General features: G+C 62.4%; 18 protein-coding genes. 12 read left to right on the top strand and 6 right to left on the bottom strand.

Going from position 1 to position 17626, the window contains the following annotated elements:
- Positions 1-224 precede the first annotated feature (224 nt).
- A complete protein-coding gene (locus BKX98_RS00320; RefSeq protein ID WP_073705829.1) occupies positions 225-701 on the top strand; it encodes a RidA family protein in 477 nt (158 codons plus the stop codon).
- A gap of 61 nt (positions 702-762) precedes the next feature.
- Positions 763-1677, top strand: coding sequence for an NUDIX hydrolase (locus BKX98_RS00325; RefSeq protein WP_038991698.1), 915 nt, complete (start codon positions 763-765; stop codon positions 1675-1677).
- A gap of 70 nt (positions 1678-1747) precedes the next feature.
- On the opposite strand, the gene BKX98_RS00330 is transcribed toward BKX98_RS00325, so the two are convergent.
- Positions 1748-2425, bottom strand: coding sequence for a Crp/Fnr family transcriptional regulator (locus tag BKX98_RS00330; RefSeq protein WP_022874282.1), 678 nt, complete (start codon positions 2423-2425; stop codon positions 1748-1750).
- Between the two features lie 204 nt (positions 2426-2629).
- Here BKX98_RS00330 and BKX98_RS00335 point away from each other — a divergent pair, with 204 nt between their 5' ends.
- Positions 2630-3820 (top strand): MarP family serine protease, encoded by a 1191-nt coding sequence (locus BKX98_RS00335; protein WP_038991697.1) that lies wholly within the window; start codon positions 2630-2632, stop codon positions 3818-3820.
- Positions 3821-3829: 9 nt separating this feature from the next.
- Here the strand turns inward: BKX98_RS00335 and aroQ are convergent, their stop codons facing one another.
- Both aroQ and acs read right to left on the bottom strand, forming a co-directional pair.
- Positions 3830-4282 (bottom strand): type II 3-dehydroquinate dehydratase, encoded by a 453-nt coding sequence (gene aroQ / locus BKX98_RS00340; protein ID WP_038991696.1) that lies wholly within the window; start codon positions 4280-4282, stop codon positions 3830-3832.
- A 130-nt stretch (positions 4283-4412) separates the two neighbouring features.
- Complete coding sequence (acs, locus tag BKX98_RS00345; protein ID WP_121867181.1) at positions 4413-6389, bottom strand: acetate--CoA ligase; 1977 nt, start codon at positions 6387-6389, stop codon at positions 4413-4415.
- 203 nt (positions 6390-6592) lie between these two features.
- Here acs and nth point away from each other — a divergent pair, with 203 nt between their 5' ends.
- Positions 6593-7387, top strand: coding sequence for an endonuclease III (gene nth / locus BKX98_RS00350; protein WP_038991694.1), 795 nt, complete (start codon positions 6593-6595; stop codon positions 7385-7387).
- Positions 7384-8061, top strand: a complete 678-nt coding sequence (locus BKX98_RS00355; protein ID WP_073705831.1) for a CoA pyrophosphatase — start codon at positions 7384-7386, stop codon at positions 8059-8061. Before nth ends, BKX98_RS00355 begins: the two co-directional genes overlap by 4 nt.
- A gap of 6 nt (positions 8062-8067) precedes the next feature.
- Here the strand turns inward: BKX98_RS00355 and BKX98_RS00360 are convergent, their stop codons facing one another.
- Complete coding sequence (locus BKX98_RS00360; protein ID WP_073705832.1) at positions 8068-9717, bottom strand: bifunctional 3'-5' exonuclease/DNA polymerase; 1650 nt, start codon at positions 9715-9717, stop codon at positions 8068-8070.
- A gap of 147 nt (positions 9718-9864) precedes the next feature.
- Here BKX98_RS00360 and BKX98_RS00365 point away from each other — a divergent pair, with 147 nt between their 5' ends.
- The 7 genes from BKX98_RS00365 to BKX98_RS00395 all read left to right on the top strand — a co-directional run bounded on the left by BKX98_RS00365 (position 9865) and on the right by BKX98_RS00395 (position 14421).
- Positions 9865-10929, top strand: coding sequence for a hypothetical protein (locus BKX98_RS00365; RefSeq protein WP_073705833.1), 1065 nt, complete (start codon positions 9865-9867; stop codon positions 10927-10929).
- Positions 10926-12167, top strand: a complete 1242-nt coding sequence (locus tag BKX98_RS00370) for a TadA family conjugal transfer-associated ATPase (protein ID WP_073705834.1) — start codon at positions 10926-10928, stop codon at positions 12165-12167. The genes BKX98_RS00365 and BKX98_RS00370 overlap by 4 nt, the downstream gene beginning before the upstream one ends.
- Positions 12168-12170: 3 nt before the next feature.
- Complete coding sequence (locus BKX98_RS00375) at positions 12171-12845, top strand: type II secretion system F family protein (protein ID WP_073705835.1); 675 nt, start codon at positions 12171-12173, stop codon at positions 12843-12845.
- Positions 12842-13381, top strand: a complete 540-nt coding sequence (locus BKX98_RS00380; RefSeq protein ID WP_073705836.1) for a type II secretion system F family protein — start codon at positions 12842-12844, stop codon at positions 13379-13381. Before BKX98_RS00375 ends, BKX98_RS00380 begins: the two co-directional genes overlap by 4 nt.
- A gap of 126 nt (positions 13382-13507) precedes the next feature.
- Positions 13508-13690 carry a DUF4244 domain-containing protein gene (locus BKX98_RS00385; protein WP_038991688.1) on the top strand — a complete coding sequence of 61 codons (183 nt, stop codon included), beginning with the start codon at positions 13508-13510 and terminating at the stop codon, positions 13688-13690.
- Positions 13691-13693: 3 nt separating this feature from the next.
- Entirely contained in the window at positions 13694-14029 is a 336-nt protein-coding gene (locus BKX98_RS00390; protein ID WP_052253803.1) for a TadE family type IV pilus minor pilin, read from the top strand.
- Complete coding sequence (locus BKX98_RS00395; RefSeq protein WP_073705837.1) at positions 14026-14421, top strand: Rv3654c family TadE-like protein; 396 nt, start codon at positions 14026-14028, stop codon at positions 14419-14421. Before BKX98_RS00390 ends, BKX98_RS00395 begins: the two co-directional genes overlap by 4 nt.
- 14 nt (positions 14422-14435) lie before the next feature.
- Here BKX98_RS00395 and BKX98_RS00400 read toward each other — a convergent pair whose 3' ends face one another.
- Both BKX98_RS00400 and BKX98_RS00405 read right to left on the bottom strand, forming a co-directional pair.
- Positions 14436-16766, bottom strand: coding sequence for a DEAD/DEAH box helicase (locus BKX98_RS00400; RefSeq protein WP_073705838.1), 2331 nt, complete (start codon positions 16764-16766; stop codon positions 14436-14438).
- Between the two features lie 98 nt (positions 16767-16864).
- A complete protein-coding gene (locus tag BKX98_RS00405) occupies positions 16865-17521 on the bottom strand; it encodes a GNAT family N-acetyltransferase (RefSeq protein ID WP_038991682.1) in 657 nt (218 codons plus the stop codon).
- Between the last annotated feature and the right edge of the window lie 105 nt (positions 17522-17626).

Here is a 17626-nt window from a genome sequence, read left to right on the forward strand (position 1 = left end):
CCCACTAGTTTACAAGGACGCGCTAACGTATCGAGTATGACTAAATGGGAATACGCCACTTTGCCGCTTTTGATTCACGCTACGAAGCAGATTTTGGACCAGTGGGGTGATGACGGCTGGGAGCTGGTAACCGTCGTTCCTGGCCCCAATGGCTCATCTCCAGTGGCCTACATGAAGCGTCCGAAAGCCTAACGGGCAACAACATCTACTGAAGGAGAAATCCCATGCAAGAAGCTACTTCCTCGCGTGTCGAGGCTCGCCTGGCCGAGCTTGGCCATGCCTTGCCAGCCGTGGCAAAACCGGTTGCGGCGTACCTGCCTGCCGTTACTTCCGGCAACTACGTTTACACCTCCGGTCAGCTTCCGCTGATTAAGGGTGAACTCACAGCGGTTGGAAAGGTTGGCGCCGAAGTTTCAGCCGAGGAAGCAAAGGCCCAGGCACAGACCGCCGCGCTCAACGCGCTGGCAGCCATCAAGGCGGAAATTGGTGATCTAGATCGCATTAAGCGCATCGTGAAGGTTGTCGGTTTCGTGTCGTCGGCACCGGACTTCACCGGACAGCCAGGAGTCATCAACGGAGCCTCCGAATTCTTCGGCGAAGTTCTCGGCGATGCAGGCCTGCATGCACGTTCGGCCGTCGGCGTAGCCGTACTGCCGCTGGATGCACCTGTCGAGGTTGAGGTCATCGCCGAATTTGAGTAATTCAGGCCAGTTTCCCGCTGCGCGGTCCCGACGGGCTTTCCCGTCGGGACCGCGCAGCGGCATGGTTCGACGGCTCTTCGACCTGCCGCCGCATCAGATTGCCACCGCCGAAAACTGGTTCTCTTTCGGTTCGCGCACCCCGCGTACCCCGCGGCGAGCGTCCTCTGTGTGCCTTGTGAGGGATTCCTCCCACGGTGTGGAAACCTACCTGACTTATCGCCCCGGGGGCTCTCCTCTGGGCAACGTAGCCTTCCCGGGCGGCAGCCATGAGACGAGCGACCGTGCCACCTACCAATGGTTCGGCCCGAGCCTGTCCCAGTGGTCCAAGCGCATGGACTTGCTGGATCAGCAGCTGGTCCAGGCCTATCTGGTTTGCGCCATTCGCGAGCTCTTCGAAGAGACCGGGATCCTGCTGGCCGGAACCGACGAGCAATCCGTCGTTGAAATGACCGATGCCGAAGACTGGATGACCGCCCGCGAAGCCATCGCCGGACAAGATCTTGCCTTTGACGAATTCCTGCGCCGCCGCGGACTCGGTTTGCGTACCGACCTTCTGCGTCCTGTATCGCACTGGCTCAATCCGAACTTTGCCCTGCGCCGCTTCGACACCTGGTACTTCACCGCCACCGTGCCGAACCGCCAGGAAGCCTCATTGCTTCGTGGAAAAGGAAAATGGGGACGTTGGTCTGCTGCCGGAGACATCTTGGCAAAGCGCGGCACCAGCGAGCTGGGGGACAGCATTGGCCAACCCAACACGGTGAACCTCACGCTCTCGGAGATCAGCTACCCGGCGGTGGAAATGATCCTGGAAGCCATGGCGGAAGCCAACGGAGTGATCGCCTACCTCTCGCGGGCGCGATCGCTGAACCTCAAGCATCCGGATCTGCTGGTGCGCGATGGAATCTACTACCTGGAAGTCCTGGGATCCATCAGCGCCGAGTCCTCCCGGCCGTGGCAGACCACTGCCGGGCACTGATCACACTGCTTAAAACACAACAGGCCGAAAATCCTCTGAGGATTTTCGGCCTGAAATGCTTTGTCGTGCTTTAGCGCGAACGCTGGCGCAGGCGCTGGATGTCCAGGATCACGACGGCGCGTGCTTCCAGGCGCAGCCAGCCGCGCTGGACGAACTCGGCCAGAGCCTTGTTCACGGTTTCGCGGGAAGCACCAACCAGCTGAGCCAGCTCTTCCTGAGTCAGTTCGTGGGCAACCAGGATGCCGTCGGTAGCCGGGCGGCCGAAACGGTCAGCCAGGTCCAGCAGCGCCTTGGCAACGCGGCCAGGAACGTCAGAGAAGACCAGATCGGCCAGGGACTCATTGGTGCGACGCAGACGTGCTGCCAGAGCCTGCAGCAGCTGGATCGAGACCTCAGGGGAGTTCAGGATAGCCTTGCGCATGTTCTCGTGGCTCAGGCCAGCCAGGCGGGTCTCCGACACGGCGGTGGCGGTAGCGTTGCGTGGGTGTGGATCGAACAAGGCCATTTCGCCAAACAGTTCGCCCGGGCCGAGAACAGCAATCAGGTTCTCGCGACCATCCGAAGAGGTGCGGCCGAGCTTGATCTTGCCAGAAACGATGAAGTACAGACGGTCACCCTGATCGCCTTCACGGAACACCGATGCACCGCGGGACAGATCAACCTCGGTCAATTCTTCGGTTAGCGCGGCGAAAACTTCATCACCAAGCGACGCAAACAGTGGCGCGCGACGCAGTACCTCGATATCCATTAAATCTCCTGTCAACAGTAGTAGGCGCTTACTTCATTGTGCCGTATTCGGTAACAATGTGACAGTTTCCACACGTGGTTTAACCAAGAAAATGTTGAAAATCACGCACATTCGACTAAAACTCGCGAATCTGCTCGCAGAAATCCATCAGCTTCTAAGGGTACCTTGGGTCTATACGAACTTTATGAATGAACTGGGGTCTGGGTGCTGGGAATTTTCAGCTGGCTCGATGTAGTCATCTGCGCTGTGTTGCTGATGTTCTTCATCGTTGGAGTTCGCCGAGGTTTCCTGCTGACAGTTGGCGACATGCTCGGCCTGCTCGTCGGTGGCGTCGCCGCATTCTTCGCGATCCCGTTGGTCTCCACCTTTGCCACGAACCCCTGGTGGCGTGTCGGTCTGATGATCGCCACCGCAGCGGTGCTGATCATCCTCGGCCAAGCGCTGGGACGGGTGATCGCGACCCGGATCAGGCACTGGATGAATGTCGATTTCCTGCGTGCCGCAGACCGCATCGCCGGTGGCGTGCTGTCGGTGTTCATCACCGCAACAATCATTGGTGGCTTGGCCTTTTCCACGGCAAGCATGGGTATCCCGAGGCTTTCGCTGGAGATCAGCAAGTCCAAGATGATCGACACGATTCGCGGCCTGACACCCGAGTTTGTCGATGCGGCCATATCCACCGCACGCTCCAAGGTGATCGCTGAAACCCTGCCCGCGTTCCTGGAGCCTTTCGCCCCTCCGGTGCAGGCGCCAGTGGACACCGAATGGGCCGCCAACGACCTGCAGCTGGCAGCCGCGCAATCGGCGGCCAAGATCTCCGGCACCGCCGTGCAATGCGGCGTTAACCTGACCGGTTCGGGCTTCGTTGTCGACCACGAATTGGTCATGACGAATGCACACGTGGTGGCAGGATTGAGTGCTGCAACCGTGGAGGTCGGCGGTGACGAAGTTCACCGCGGAAAGGTAGTTTATTTCGACCCGCAGGCCGACATCGCGCTGCTTTATGTCGAGGGACTGCAGGCAGAGCCCATCGACCTGGCCGCCGAGGACCTGATGCGTGGCGACCCGGCAACATTCGTCGGCCACCCGGCGGGCGGACCGCAGCAGATCCGCGGAGCGCTGATCGCCTCGCGCGCCTTCGTCTCCATCGCCAACATCTATGGCGAAGACCCGTCGCGGATTTCGGTCTACCAGCTCACCGCGGAAGTGGCGCAGGGCAATTCCGGCGGACCGCTGCTGGATGAATCCGGCGACGTGGTGGGTCTGATCTTCGCCAAATCCCGCAGCGATGACGAGGTGGGCTTCGCCCTGAGTCTCGAAGAGATCGAGCAAGCCTTGGAACTTGGCAGCCAGCGGCGCACCAGCATCAAGACCGGCGACTGCGTTTCCGGCTGATGCCTGCGGCTACTTGCCGAGTAAATGCGCGAGCTGCTGCACCGCAAGCTTGTAGCCATGCACGCCCGCACCGATGATGATCGAGCTGGCTACCGGCGAGATATAGGAATGGTGGCGGAAGGCCTCGCGCTTGTGCACATTGGAGATGTGCACCTCGATGGCCGGCAGCTGAACGCCGCTGATCGCATCGGCCAGCGCTACCGAAGTATGGGTGAAGGCGCCAGGATTCATGATGATGCCGGCCGCGGTCGTGCGGGCCTCGTGGATCGCGTCGATGAGCACGCCCTCGTGGTTGGACTGCACCGCACGCACCTCGAGCCCGTAGGCGGCGGCGGTGTCACGGGCCAGCTGCTCGACATCGGCCAGCGTGTCGTGGCCATAGATTTCCGGCTCCCGAGTGCCCAGCAGATTCAGATTGGGGCCGTTGAGCAGCAAGATGGTGTTCGATGCGTTCTCAGTCATGAACCCAAATCTATTACACGGCAGGCATAATCCAGCGTCGTTGCGCTGGCTCCGTAATACAAGAAGCCGCCGTTCTGCCGCACCAGCGGTGCGGCAGAACGGCGGCTTCTTTCGGCAGTGCGTGCAGGGGCTACTTGCCCATGGACTGCGCGATCTGGCTCATGACCGTCGAATCCGAGAGCGTGGTGGCATCGCCGACCTCGCGGCCTTCGGCCACGTCCTTGAGCAGGCGGCGCATGATCTTGCCCGAGCGGGTCTTGGGCAGCTCGGGAACCACCAGCACATGCTTCGGCTTGGCGATCGGACCGATGTCCTTGCCCACGTGGTTGCGCAGGGTCGCCACGACATCCTCGCCCTCTGCAGGCTCGGTCTGCAGGATCACGAACGCGACGACTGCCTCGCCGGTGGTCTCGTCCTTCGCGCCGACCACCGCGGCTTCGGCCACGTACGGGTGGGCGACCAGCGAAGACTCGATCTCGGTGGTGGACAGGCGGTGGCCGGACACGTTCATCACATCATCCACGCGGCCCAGCAACCAGATGTCGCCGTCGTCATCCTTCTTCGCGCCGTCGCCGGCGAAGTACATGTTCTCGAAGCGGGACCAGTAGGTGTCCTTGTAGCGTTCCATGTCGCCCCAGATGCCGCGCAGCATGGCCGGCCATGGTTCACGGATGACCAGGAAGCCGCCTTCGCCGTCGGCCACGGATTCGCCGGCCTCGTCCACCACGTCAATGGCGATGCCCGGCACAGCCACCTGGGCAGAACCCGGCTTGGTGGCGGTGACGCCCGGCAGCGGCGCGATCATGTGCGCACCGGTTTCGGTCTGCCACCAGGTGTCCACGATCGGGGCCGGATGCTCCTTCTTCTCGCCGTTCTTCCCATTGTTGGAGCCGATGACATCGCGGTACCACATCCAGGCTTCCGGGTTGATCGGTTCGCCCACCGAACCGAGCACGCGCAAGCTCGACAGGTCATAGCCGTCCGGGATCTCCCGGCCCCACTTCATGAAGGTGCGGATGGCGGTCGGCGCGGTGTACAGGATGGTGACGCCGTACTTCTCCACGATCTCCCACCAGCGGCCCTGGTGCGGGGTGTCCGGGGTGCCTTCGTAGATCACCTGGGTGGCGCCGTTGACCAGCGGCGCGTAGGTGACGTAGGAGTGGCCGGTGACCCAGCCGATGTCTGCGGTGCACCAGAAGACATCGGTTTCCGGGTGCAAATCGAAGGTGTCGCGGTGGGTGACCGCGGTCTGCGTGAGGAAGCCGCCGGTGGTGTGCACGATGCCCTTGGGCTTGCCGGTGGTGCCGGAGGTGTAGAGCACGAACAGCGGGTGCTCGGAGTCGTGGGCCACCGCGGTGTGCTCAGTGGCGGCGTTGCCGACCACGTCATCCCACCACTTGTCCAGCGCGCCGAATTCGGTAGGTTCGCCGTTGCGCTTGACCACCAGCACGTTTTCCACGGTGTGCCCCGGTGCTTCCAGGGCGGCATCCACTGCAGGCTTCAGCGGGCTCGGCTTGCCGCGGCGCCAGGTGCCATCGGCGGTGACCACGAGCTTGGCGTCGGCATCATCGATGCGGCTGCGCAGCGCGTCGGCGGAGAAGCCGCCGAAGACCACCGAGTGGATGGCGCCGATGCGGGCGCAGGCCAGCATGGTGATCACCGCTTCGGGGATCATCGGCAGGTAGACGGCGACGCGGTCGCCCTTGGCCACGCCCAGGGACTCGAAGGCGTTGGCGGCCTTCTTGACCTCCTCGGCCAGTTGCGCATAGGTGTAGCTGCGGGTATCGCCCGGCTCGCCTTCGAAGTAGATGGCCACGCGGTCGCCCCGGCCGTTCTCCACATGGCGGTCCAGTGCGTTATAGGCCGCGTTGAGCTTGCCGCCGACAAACCACTTGGCAACCGGCGCTTCAGACCAGTCGAGGGTTTCGGTGAAATCGGTGTCCCAGGCCAGTACCTGGCGGGCCTGGTCCGCCCAGTAGCCCAAGCGGTCTTCCTTGGCTGCGTCGTAACGGGCCTGCGTGGCGATGGCTTGATCACTGAAGTCCTTGCTTGGGGCAAAGGAGCGGGTCTCGGTCGACAGATTGTCCAGGGTTTTCGAATCACTCACTGTGTTCGCGTCCTTCCACGTAGTCACAAATGTTTCTCTGTGATCAAAGTTACAGCCTCTGAGGATGAAGATGTGCTTTGTGTCACTGCGATAGCGGAAATCGGGTAATCTGTGCGCCAAACGGTGGATTGAACGCGATGAACAGCATGCCGGGGCAGTGTCCCGGGGTGAAAACCCTGCGCGCTCATGACACGATCTAAAGCGTGGCGAAGAAACTTGAGAATGAAACCGAGCTGGGGCTGAAGCGCCGGGCTCGCAAGATCAACCGGGAACTGGCACAGGCCTATCCCTACGCGGTGCCCGAGCTGGACTTCGAGAATCCCTTCGAACTGCTGGTAGCCACCGTGCTCTCGGCGCAGACCACCGATGTGCGGGTCAATGCCATAACCCCAGCGCTCTTCGCCCGTTTCCCCGACGCCCTCGCAATGAGCCAAGCCGAGCGTGCCGAGCTTGAGCAGCTGATCCGCCCCACCGGCTTCTTCCGCGCCAAGGCCGATTCCCTGCTCGGGCTATCCGCTGCGCTGGTGGAACGCTTCGACGGCGACGTGCCAGCCAAGCTCGACGAGCTGGTGAAGCTTCCCGGAGTGGGACGCAAAACCGCCAACGTCGTGTTGGGCAATGCCTTTGGCGTTCCCGGAATCACCGTGGACACCCATTTCGGGCGGCTGGCCAACCGCCTGGGTTGGACCGCTGAAACCGACCCGGTGAAGGTCGAGCACGCGGTGGGGGAATTATTCGAGAAACGCGACTGGACGATGCTCAGCCACCGGGTGGTTTTCCATGGCCGGCGCGTCTGCCACGCCCGCAAGCCCGCCTGCGGAGCCTGCGTCATCGCCAAGCTGTGCCCGTCCTTCGGCATCGGCGAGGAAATACCGGCCAAGGCGAAAGCGTTGCTCAAGTATGAGCTTGCACCAGGACGGGAAGAGCTGCTGGCGAAAATGATCGCCGGAGCAACTCGCCGCGAGCTGAGGGCTGAAGGATACGGATTGGACGCATGAGCGCACGCTTGGAATTGGAACAAGTCATCGCCCGCCATACGGCGCAGGTCGGGGCAACGCAGCGGCTGCCCAACGAATGGGTGATGAACGAGATGGAGCTCGGAGCCGCGCGCCGGGCCGCGGTGCTGATCCTGTTCGGCGCGGCTGGCGAGGCGGCGCTGGAACCGCGGTCCCAGATGGACGACCTGGACCTGTTGTTCGTGGAGCGGGCAGCGACCCTGCGCAAGCATGCCGGGCAGATCGCTTTCCCCGGCGGCGGCATCGACCAGGAGGATCCGAGCGTTGCCAGCGCCGCTCTGCGCGAGGCATGGGAAGAAACCGGCGTGGATACCGCCGGCATCGAAGTGCTGGGTACCTTGGGGGAAACCGAGCTGCCGGTGTCGAACTTCCTGGTCACCCCGGTGCTCGGGTGGTGGCATACCGAATCCGAGGTGTATCCGGCGGACCCGGAAGAAAGCGCTGGGGTATTCCGCGCCCCGGTGGCGCACCTGCTGGATCCGAAGAACCGCTTGACTGGGGTTGTGCATCGCGGCACGCGGAAATTCAAGTCCCCGGCCTTCGATTTCGAAGACCGGATCATCTGGGGCTTCACCGCGATCGTGCTGGACCGTCTGTTCAACGAGCTGGGGTGGACCCGTCCGTGGGATAATCGGCGCGAACTGCGCATGGCCTGAGGCCCGCTATTTCGCGTCCGCGTAATTCCCTGAAATCGCAACACTGACCGGGAAACGCGGCGAGGCCTGGCCGAACAGCGAGCGTCCGGCGAGCATCGCCGCGTGGAGGATCAGCTCCTGCAGCTGCCCAGCCAATTCGGTGGGGCATTCGAAGACAATTTCGTCATGGACGAAGAACACCTGGCGGCAGCTGCGGCTCCACCCAGCCTGATGGATCAGGTGCCGCGCGTGGCCCATCCACACCAAGGCCCACTCGGCCGCGGTAGCCTGCACGACAAAATTCCTGGTGAACCGGCCACGGGCCCGCGCCGCTGAGTCAGCGGCCCGCTGCGATGCCTCATCGCTGGTGGCCCGCTGCGCCTGCAGCCACTGCTCATCTGCGGGAGGGCAGCCGCGGCCAAGGAAACTGCGCACGCCTCCACCCTGTTCGCCAGCTAGCGCCGCCTGTTCGACAAAACGCATGGCAGTGGGAAAGCTGCGGGTCAGCGCCGCGCCGACGCTGCCCGAAGCACCGCCACCTCCGCCATAGATGACCGAGAGCATGCCCAGTTTGGCTTCATCACGCGAGGCGACAAGCTTGGCATCCAGCAGCCACTGGTACAGGTCGTCTTGCTGGCCAGCCTTTTGCAGCTGCTGGTCATGGGAAATTGCCGCCAGGATGCGCGGTTCCAGCTGCCTGCCGTCGGCCACCACAAAGGTCGACCCCGCCGGGGCGCGAACGACCTGCCGGATGGAATGCGGCAATTGGAGCGCACCGCCGCCTGATGCCGCCCAGCGTCCTGAAATGACGGTTCCCAGCACGTAGTGCGGATGGAACCTGCCATTTTCCACCCATTGATCCAGCCAGGCATCGCCGTGGGTGCTGGCAAGGCGTGAGAGCTTCTTGTATTCGAGGACCTCGGTAATCAGCGGATGCTTGATCTGCTCAAGTTCCCATGCCCGCACCGAACCCACTGCGAAGCCGGCCTTTTGCAGGGCGCGCAGCAGTTCTTGCGGCGAATCGGGATTGAGCCCGGGACTGCCCAACGCCTCAGCCAGCTGCTGGGCCTTGGCAGCCAGCTTGGGAGGCCGTCCGTAGTCGGAGACGCGCTCGCCCAATTGCTCGCGCAGCAGGGCGCGGTGCCCGGGTTCATCCCACGGCAAGCCGGCCGCTTCCATCTCGCAGGCAATCACGGCGCCCACCGATTCGGCATGGATCAATAATTCCAGCCGACGGCGGACATCGGGTTCTTGCGGCAGTGCGTCGCGTTGGGCCAGGTACATGGCGATCAGCTCAGGCAGCGACTCGCCGGTGACAGGCGCGGAGAAGAGCGCATCCTGATTGGCCCATTCCCTGCCCTGGGGTGGCTGTTCAAGGTTGAAATCATCGAGCGCCTTCGCGCTCAGCGGGGAGCGGTGCAGGATGCGCTGCGCCAAGGAGAGAATGTAGGCCTTAGCCAGGAAAACCCCGGCTGCCGCCAGCGGCTGCATCCACGGGGTGGTGCGGAGCATGGCCCAGCGGGGCGAATGCCGTGCTTCGGTTTCGGCGATAAAGCCAGCCAGCTCTTCGCGGGATACCGAGGAAACCGGTTGCAGCGAGTTGCCAGTGTGCTGGTCGCGAAGGTCAATGAGGGCATAGCCATCCGGGTCGGCGGCAAGGAAGGCGATGGCACTCATGGATCTATTGTGCCGTGCCAGTGGACGATATCCCCAGCCGGTTGGCTGGCTGCACGCAGATGAATGGATGGATGCCACGCTCGATGCATGAAATGGCTATCAGAATCCCCATCGGCTAAGCCGCTGAAGAATGCACAACGATTTGTGATGACAGAATCGGATTTCGAGCAGTTGCCGCAGAAGGGGACCAGCGCGCCAGCGGCTGGTGAACGCACTGCGGATGATGAACCGATCTGCACCATCGTGAGCAACGACACGCGGATCATCGAGCGATGCGCGGTGATCGCGGTCGGCGCGGCTGTGCGAATCAACCAATGCGCAGACCCGCAGTTGTTGCCCGGCGATGGTTCGGGGCCGGTGCTGTGGGGCAGCGACATGGCAGCCCTGGCCGAAAACCCGGGCCGGCCGGTAGATGTGCTGGTCGGCTTGGAGGATAGCGAGGCCCTCATCTGGTCTCTGGCCAGCAGGATTCCCAAGGCGCGGGTGGCGGTTCTGCCGTCGGCCAGCCAATGGCTGGGCGAATACCTCGGCCTTTGGGCCATGCGGGCAGGGCATGGGCACACGCTGGCGCTGAATTCCACGGCCGGAGGGTTGGGGACGACAACCCTCTCCCTGCTGCTGGCGCACGCTGGAACACTCAGCGGACTGCGCAGCGCCATGATTGATTTGGATCCGCATTCCCAAGGAGCGTGGCCGCTGGTGTGCGCGCAGCCGCCTATCGGAATCGGCTGGGAGGAATTACAGCAATCCGGCGGTGCGCTGGCGGCCCATCAACTGGCCGAAACTTTGCCGAAACTGCGCGATACAGCCATCCTGACCTGGTCCCGCGCCAACCGAACGCAGGAGCTGGAAGACCAGCTGGTGATTCGGTTGCTGGCTGCGGCCCGGCAAGGGTTCGACCTCGTGGTGGTGGATGCCGGCCGCGCACCGCATCCGCAACGGCTGGCGATGAACCAGTTCATCGACCGGAATATCGCCACCGCCAGTTCCATGACCTTGCCGGCTTCAGGGGAAGTGGTGCTGTGCGGGGAGCAGAAACTGCGCTGCACCCCTCAAGGCTTTCCGGAGATACTTGGTGCCGTCCCTGTCCTTCCGCGGATCAGCAAGGCCCTGGAGCGCGGCCAGCTCTTCGACAGTTTCAAATCCCGGGCACTGCGCCAGCACCTGTCCAACCTGTGCCTGATTCCGCAGGTGAAGGAGCAGCACCCATGAGCCCGGGACGGCACAGCCACAATGCCAGCCCAGCAATGGGCGGGCCCGTGCTCGATGCCAAGATTCTCGAATCAGTGCGTGAACGGGCACTGCTCACCGGCGGGCAGCTCGACGCGATTGCCTTGGCCGGAGCCGTCCACGACTCGGGCGTGGCCCTGGGATCGCAGGGCGCCGCCCAGTCATTGGAATCGCTGCAGCATGAAGTGGCAGGATTGTCTGTCCTTGAGCCTTTCGCCCAGCGGCCCGAAGTCACCGATGTCCTAGTGGACGGTCAGGGGAGGGTCTGGACCGATTCTCCGGCCGGACTGGAACCCACTGAATTCCGGTTTTCCTCCCCGGAACAGGTGCGGACGCTGGCCGTGCATCTGGCGACCCTCGCTGGACGACGGCTGGATTCAGCGAGCCCATTCATGGACATGAGCTTGAAGAACTACCGGGTCCACGCCGTGCTGCCGCCAATTGCCACGGACGGTCCGTTGATCTCGATTCGAGTCAAGCGCAGTGCCCAGCTTGAACTGGGCGCGGTTCTGGAAGGATCCAAGGGCTTTTGGCTGCCGCTGCTCCAAGCCATTGTCCAGCGCCGGATGAACTTCCTGATTACCGGCGGTACAGGCAGCGGAAAAACAACCCTGCTGCAAGCCATGCTGGCCGAGACCAACCCGCAGCACCGTTTGGTCATCGTCGAGGACTCGAAGGAGCTGCAGGTGCCGCACCCGCATGTCGTGTCCTTGCAAACCCGTTCGGCCAACGTCGAATCCGCCGGCCAAGTGGAACTGAAGGATCTGGTTGTCCAGGCCCTGCGCATGCGTCCCGACCGCTTGGTCGTTGGCGAATGCCGCGGGTCGGAGATACGCGATTTCCTGGCGGCGATGAACACCGGGCATCAAGGAGCCGCGGGCACCATGCACGCCAACAACCCGCAGGCGGTTCCGGCACGCTTGGCGGCGTTGGGTGCGCTCGCCGGATGGAGTGTGCAGGCAACCGCGTTGCAGGCCTCCAGCGCACTGGATCTCGTCATTCACATGAACAGGGGCAGCCATGGGCAACGTGGACCGGTGGCACTGGGCAGCTTGGAGACCGGTAGCGACGGCCAGATGCAGATGAGGCACCTGATCGATCTGGAGGGTGCCGAACCGCTTGCCGAATATGGCCGACGCTTCTTGGCGGACAGGTTCGGCCAAGCACTCGCACGCACCGTCGCCACGGCGCTGGGTAACGAAAGCAACAAGGAGCATTGAACCATGCTGATCCTCATCTTGGGCGCGTTGGCCTTATGGCTCTGGATTCCCGCGCACCCGGCCAGCAAAAGGGCCCCGGGCTCATCGCGCAGACGGTGGAACCGCGGGGCAGAGCGCCACCAGGCAGGAGAGCAGCTGCTGAGCACCGACGCACGCATCATCCGTGAATTATCGGCGCTGCTCCGAAGCGGACTGGGGTTCCATCCAGCTGTTGATGCGTTGCTTGAAGCTGAAGATGACACCGGGGACATCATCTGTGCGCTCAAGGATCTCCAAGCAACGCATCGGCTCAGCAACAGCGTACCCGGACCAGATGCAGCACAGGGGCAGGTGCCGGCGGTGCAACGGCTGCACTGGTGCCTGGAACTCTCCGAACGCAGCGGGGCCAGTCTTGCCGACGTCTTGGAACGGCTTGCCGAAGACCTCGAAAGCGCACTGGTAGCCCAACGGGCATTTGACGCGGCCATGGCAGGACCGAAAGCAACCACCAAATTGCTGACCTGGCTGCCGCTGGTGGGGTTTGGATTCGGCCTGCTTCTGGGCATTGACGTGCTGGGCACGATAGCGCAATCATGGGCGGCGCAACTCAGCGTGCTCATTGGGGCAATGCTCTGGATCGCCAATCGGATCTGGTGCCAGCTGCTCATGCAGGCAACCTCTAGCCAGGCATTGTCATGATCCTCTTGATTCTGCTCTTTGGCGCCCTCGCCATCGCATTGGCACTAGGGCCGTCCACTGCGCGAACAATCGGCGAAGGCAAAGCAGCCCAATGGCTTTGGAACAGACGGCAGGACAACGACAAGCCAATCGAGCTGGTCCTGGACCTCAGCGCCAGTCTGCTGGATTCGGGAATGCCCATCACCGAGATCCTGGATCTGCTCGGAAACAGCATTGAACAGTGCGCGGTCCTGCGCAGCGTCGCGCGCTGCCTGGAAATGAACATGGCGTGGGACAAAGCCTGGGAAGCCGTGCCTGCCTGGCTCGCGCCGCTGAGGAAGGCCCTGCACTTTGCGCACAGGACGGGCGCTCCGGCAGCCAACCTGCTGCGCAATACTGCGATTCTGCAACGCCGTGAGCATACGCAGAAAGTTGCACGCCTCGGCGCGCAATTCGGTACCCGCCTTGTGCTTCCCCTGGGGGCCTGCGCATTGCCGGCCTTCATCGCCCTGGGCGTCGTTCCACTGATCATCGCGCTGTTCCCAAGCTTCCAGTAAATCCCGGTCGAAGGTTATGCCCAGCTCGCAAGAAACCGATCTCTGCGCCGTCTGCGCTCGCCGAAGGTAGTAGCACAAGGTCCCCGGCATCGGCGCCGGGGGCAGGTATCCAGAAAGGAAAACACAATGAACCGACGGTTCCGTGAAATCAGGGATCTGCTCCAGGAAGAGCAGGGATCCACCACAGCCGAATTCGCTATGGTCACCCTGGCTGCCGTAGCCTTTGCGGGCCTGCTGATCAGCATCCTGTCCAGCGGCGACGTACGCGGCATGCTGATGGGCCTGATCACTAAAGCATTGTCGCTGTAGGCCATGAGATTCAGTGATGAATCTGGCAGCAGCACCGCAGAATTTGCGGTGCTGCTGCCAGCAGTTGCGATCATGCTGTCCTTGGCTCTGTGCTTTGGTGTCGTTGGGATCCAACAGATTCAAGTTCAGCAGGCGGCCGGGGCCATGGCCAGGGAATTGGCCCGCGGCGAGGATGATGCCACCGCTCGCGCCAGCGGGGTTCGGCTAGCAGGAAACCAAGCCCGATTCTCGCTGTCAACATCCAGCGGCTACTCGCAAGTGCACGTTAGCAAAACCGTGCGGCTTCCAATTGTCGGCAGCCTGCAGGTCCACGGACAAGCCAGCGTGGCAGTCGAATGAGCAAGCTGCAACGCCTCCGAAACGAACAGGGCAGCGGGACGGTCATGGCGACGGCGCTCGTCGTTGTTGCGCTGCTTATCGCTGGAGCGGTCCTGGCATGGGTTGCAGCAACACGAGCTGCGATGCAGGCAGCCAGCGCTGCAGACATGTCGGCGCTGGCTGCCGCAGATACGGCCCGTGGGCTGCGTCCCGGCGAACCCTGCACCGTAGCTGCGCAGCTTGCGCAATCCAACGGTGCGCAGTTGGCATCATGCTCGGTGGAACCCGGTGGCGAGTCGGTGCGTGTAGCAACCTATGTTCCTGTCGGATTCCGTGCCATGGGCGTGGAACTGTATCAGGCCGAAGCCCGGGCGCGGGCCGGAGCGCCACCGCTGGATGCTCCGATGCCCTGAGCAGGCTCATGGGTTCAGCGGTGGTGGGCTGGTTCCACGTCATCGAGCACGGCGGTCAACAGCAAGATGGCGCCAGCCTTGTCCAACGGATTATTGCGGTTTCCGCACTTGGGGGATTGCACGCAGCTGGGGCACCCGTGCTGGCATTCGCAAGCCTGGATGGCATCTCGGGTGGCCCTGACCCAATCGGTGAAGCGCTCGAAACCGCGCTCGGCAAACCCTGCACCACCGGGCTGGGCGTCGTAGACGAAAATTGTCGGATGCCCGGTATCCATATGCAGCGCGGTGGATACTCCGCCAATATCCCAACGGTCGCTCGTGGCAACAAGGGGCAGCAAGCCGATCATGGCATGCTCAGCTGCATGCAAGGCTCCGGGGAATTGGTCAACCGCCAAGCCAGCTCGCAATAGCCGCTGCTCGGTCAGCGTGAACCAAACGGACTTGGTGTTCAGATCCCTGGCTTCAAGTTCCAGGGGCTCTTCTGAGAGCACCTCGTTGGAAGCCACCGACTTGCGCTGGAAGGAAACGACCTGGGTGGTCACCGTCACTTCGCCGAAATGAATCGTCAGGTCCCGATGGTTGCGCTCGCGTTCCTCGGATTCGATGGCGACCGTGGTGAGATCGCGTGCTGTGGTGTAGTAGTCGGGATTGACCCGGGTCACGATCACCACGTGGTTCTGCTCGTCAAGTTCTTCCACATGGTAGCTCGCACCCTGGTGGACATAGATGGCTCCTGGATGCGCCTGATAATGCGTTTGCGGGGAATCCATGGTGCCGAGCAAGGCGCCGGTTTCCGCATCGATGATGTCAACTGGTCCACCGCCATCGGTGCGGATGGAGAACATCGCCGCCGCATGCTGCGGATGTGTCCAAAACCATCCGGCAGGGCGTCGGCGCAAGTATCCGCGTTGCACCAGCGAATCCAGAAGCTGCTCGGTCTGTGGACCGAAAAGTTCGAGCTCTTCAGGGCGCAGGGGAGATTCTTGCGCGGCCGCGCAGAGATGGCCGCTGAGCACATACTTGTTTTGCGGATCAAAGACCGTTGCTTCAACTCCCAAATCGAAGATGGCTTCGGGGTGATGCGCCAGGTAGGTATCCAACGGATCTTCGGCCGCGACAAAGATCGCGAGCGCGTCCTGGCCGGAACGTCCGGCACGGCCGATTTGCTGGAAGAACGACGCGCGGGTACCCGGCCAGCCAGCCACCACAACGGCGTCCAGACCAGCAATGTCGATGCCCAATTCCAGCGCCGAGGTCGAGGTGACGCCCAGCAGCTCGCCGCTGCGCAATTGCTCCTCCACCGCTCGGCGCTCATTGGGCAGGTAGCCCGAGCGGTAGGCCGCAAGCCGGACGGATAGTTCTGGAGCAAATTTTTCCAGATGCTTGCGAGTGAGCGTTGCGATGGTTTCAGCGCCCCGGCGAGACTTGATGAAGACAATGGTTCGAACATGGTCGGCCATCAGGTCGGTGAGGATCGAGGCGCTTTCGGCAACGGCGGTGCGACGTACTGGCGCACCGTTTTCACCTCTGTGCTCGCTCATCGGAGGTTCCCACAAAGCCATCACCAGTTCGCCGCTGGCAGAGAAATCATTGGTTACCGCTTGCGCTGGTGCTCCGATGAGGCGCCCGAAGGATTCTTCCGGGTCTGAGCTCGTAGCGGACGCACCGATGAACACCGGGTAATTGCCGTAATGGGCGCAAACGCGTCGCAATCGGCGCATCAGGTTGGCGACGTGCGCGCCGAAGACTCCGCGGTAGGAATGCGCCTCATCAATGATGATGTAGCGAAGGCGCTTGAAGAACCGGGACCAAGCCGGATGGTTGGGCAGGATGCCGCGATGAAGCATATCGGGATTGGTGAAAACGAAGTTGGCATGCTGGCGTACCCAGGCACGCGTTGCCTGATCGGTATCCCCATCGTAGGGAGCGGCTCGGACACCGGGAACCTTCAAGGATTCCACCGCGGATAGCTGGTCGGCCGCCAGCGCTTTGGTGGGGCAGATATAGAGCACCGATGCTCCGGCATCGGCATCGTTGAACCCGCTGTCCTTGGCTCTAAGCAATTGTTCCAAGCTCGGCATCAGGTAGGCCATGGACTTGCCCGAAGCGGTACCGGTGGAAACGATGGTGTGATGGCCAGAGTGGATGAGATTAGCCGCCTGGGCTTGGTGCAGCCATGGCTGCTGGATGCCCAGGCCCTGGAAGATCTCGATGAGCTCGGCGCTGAGCCACTGGGGCCATGGGCTGGTGATCTCGTCCTTGGCAGCCCTGGTGCGGCGGTGCACCACCGCGTCTGGATCATTGGTCCGGTCGAAGGGATCTAAGAGAGAACGCACTGACTTCACGAGGACGCCTTCCGGACCGGGAACTGCTGGAGTTAAAGACTATCGCCGTGCTTGACGCGGATACGTCAAGCACGGCGATGAGAGCGACTGTGAAGGAGCTAGGCCTTGAACATGACAACCTTGCCCAGCGAAGTCCAGCCCAGTGAAGCATAAAGCTGCTGGCCATCGACGGAAGCGATCAGCAGGCCTTCATCAACATCGTGTTCCTGGGCCAGCGAAGCCAGCGCACGCATGATCAAGGTGCCGAGGCCCTGGCGGCGGAAATCGGCGCCGGTGATGATGCGGTCGAAGATCGCATATCCGTCGACTGCCGAGACGTGGCCGGAGGCGGCAACTACTTCCTGGTTGTCTTCAGGATGCAGCGACACATAGGCATGCGTGCCATCGCGTTCGATCTGGAAAATGAAGCCGTCTGCAGGCAGCGGGACCTCGACGTCGTGGACGGCTAGTTCAGTGACCATCAGCGCTTCGTCGTCGGCGGTGACCTGCAGGCCAACTTCGGTCGCCATTGCGACCAGATTTTCGGCGGAGTCGTCGAATGCCGTCAGGCGGCGGTTTGGGTGCTTCGCCAGAGTTTCGGCGACTGCTGCAAGTTCCTCTTTGGAAGGGCCATAGATGACGTATTCCCAGTCTTCTGTGGTGTCGTGGCGCAGCGCAGCGTGGACTCGTCCTTCGTTACGAGTTTCATAACCACGAGCCCCAGCCCAGCCTGCTACCCAGGTGCCAATCAGTTCATCGCTTGCGTTTGATGCCATAATTTGACCCTACCTTGTCTTTCCTAGGAATTAGCTGACATTGAACTAATCGTTGCCTACTTGAAACTATCGCACTGTCCGAGAGCCCGATATTCCCGGGGAAGA

It is taken from the genome of Glutamicibacter sp. 0426 (assembly GCF_001906485.1).
Taxonomy (GTDB): domain Bacteria; phylum Actinomycetota; class Actinomycetes; order Actinomycetales; family Micrococcaceae; genus Glutamicibacter; species Glutamicibacter nicotianae.

Excerpts from the sequence above, each read along its gene's own strand:
- BKX98_RS00370 (WP_073705834.1), top strand. The coding sequence starts at position 10,926 with ATGAGCCCGGGACGGCACAGCCACAATGCCAGCCCAGCAATGGGCGGG.
- aroQ (WP_038991696.1), bottom strand. The coding sequence starts at position 4,282 with ATGACTGAGAACGCATCGAACACCATCTTGCTGCTCAACGGCCCCAAT.
- BKX98_RS00395 (WP_073705837.1), top strand. The coding sequence starts at position 14,026 with ATGAGCAAGCTGCAACGCCTCCGAAACGAACAGGGCAGCGGGACGGTC.
- BKX98_RS00405 (WP_038991682.1), bottom strand. The coding sequence starts at position 17,521 with ATGGCATCAAACGCAAGCGATGAACTGATTGGCACCTGGGTAGCAGGC.
- BKX98_RS00355 (WP_073705831.1), top strand. The coding sequence starts at position 7,384 with ATGAGCGCACGCTTGGAATTGGAACAAGTCATCGCCCGCCATACGGCG.
- BKX98_RS00390 (WP_052253803.1), top strand. The coding sequence starts at position 13,694 with ATGAGATTCAGTGATGAATCTGGCAGCAGCACCGCAGAATTTGCGGTG.
- BKX98_RS00380 (WP_073705836.1), top strand. The coding sequence starts at position 12,842 with ATGATCCTCTTGATTCTGCTCTTTGGCGCCCTCGCCATCGCATTGGCA.
- BKX98_RS00360 (WP_073705832.1), bottom strand. The coding sequence starts at position 9,717 with ATGAGTGCCATCGCCTTCCTTGCCGCCGACCCGGATGGCTATGCCCTC.
- BKX98_RS00365 (WP_073705833.1), top strand. The coding sequence starts at position 9,865 with ATGACAGAATCGGATTTCGAGCAGTTGCCGCAGAAGGGGACCAGCGCG.
- BKX98_RS00375 (WP_073705835.1), top strand. The coding sequence starts at position 12,171 with ATGCTGATCCTCATCTTGGGCGCGTTGGCCTTATGGCTCTGGATTCCC.
- BKX98_RS00385 (WP_038991688.1), top strand. The coding sequence starts at position 13,508 with ATGAACCGACGGTTCCGTGAAATCAGGGATCTGCTCCAGGAAGAGCAG.
- BKX98_RS00320 (WP_073705829.1), top strand. The coding sequence starts at position 225 with ATGCAAGAAGCTACTTCCTCGCGTGTCGAGGCTCGCCTGGCCGAGCTT.
- BKX98_RS00330 (WP_022874282.1), bottom strand. The coding sequence starts at position 2,425 with ATGGATATCGAGGTACTGCGTCGCGCGCCACTGTTTGCGTCGCTTGGT.
- BKX98_RS00325 (WP_038991698.1), top strand. The coding sequence starts at position 763 with ATGGTTCGACGGCTCTTCGACCTGCCGCCGCATCAGATTGCCACCGCC.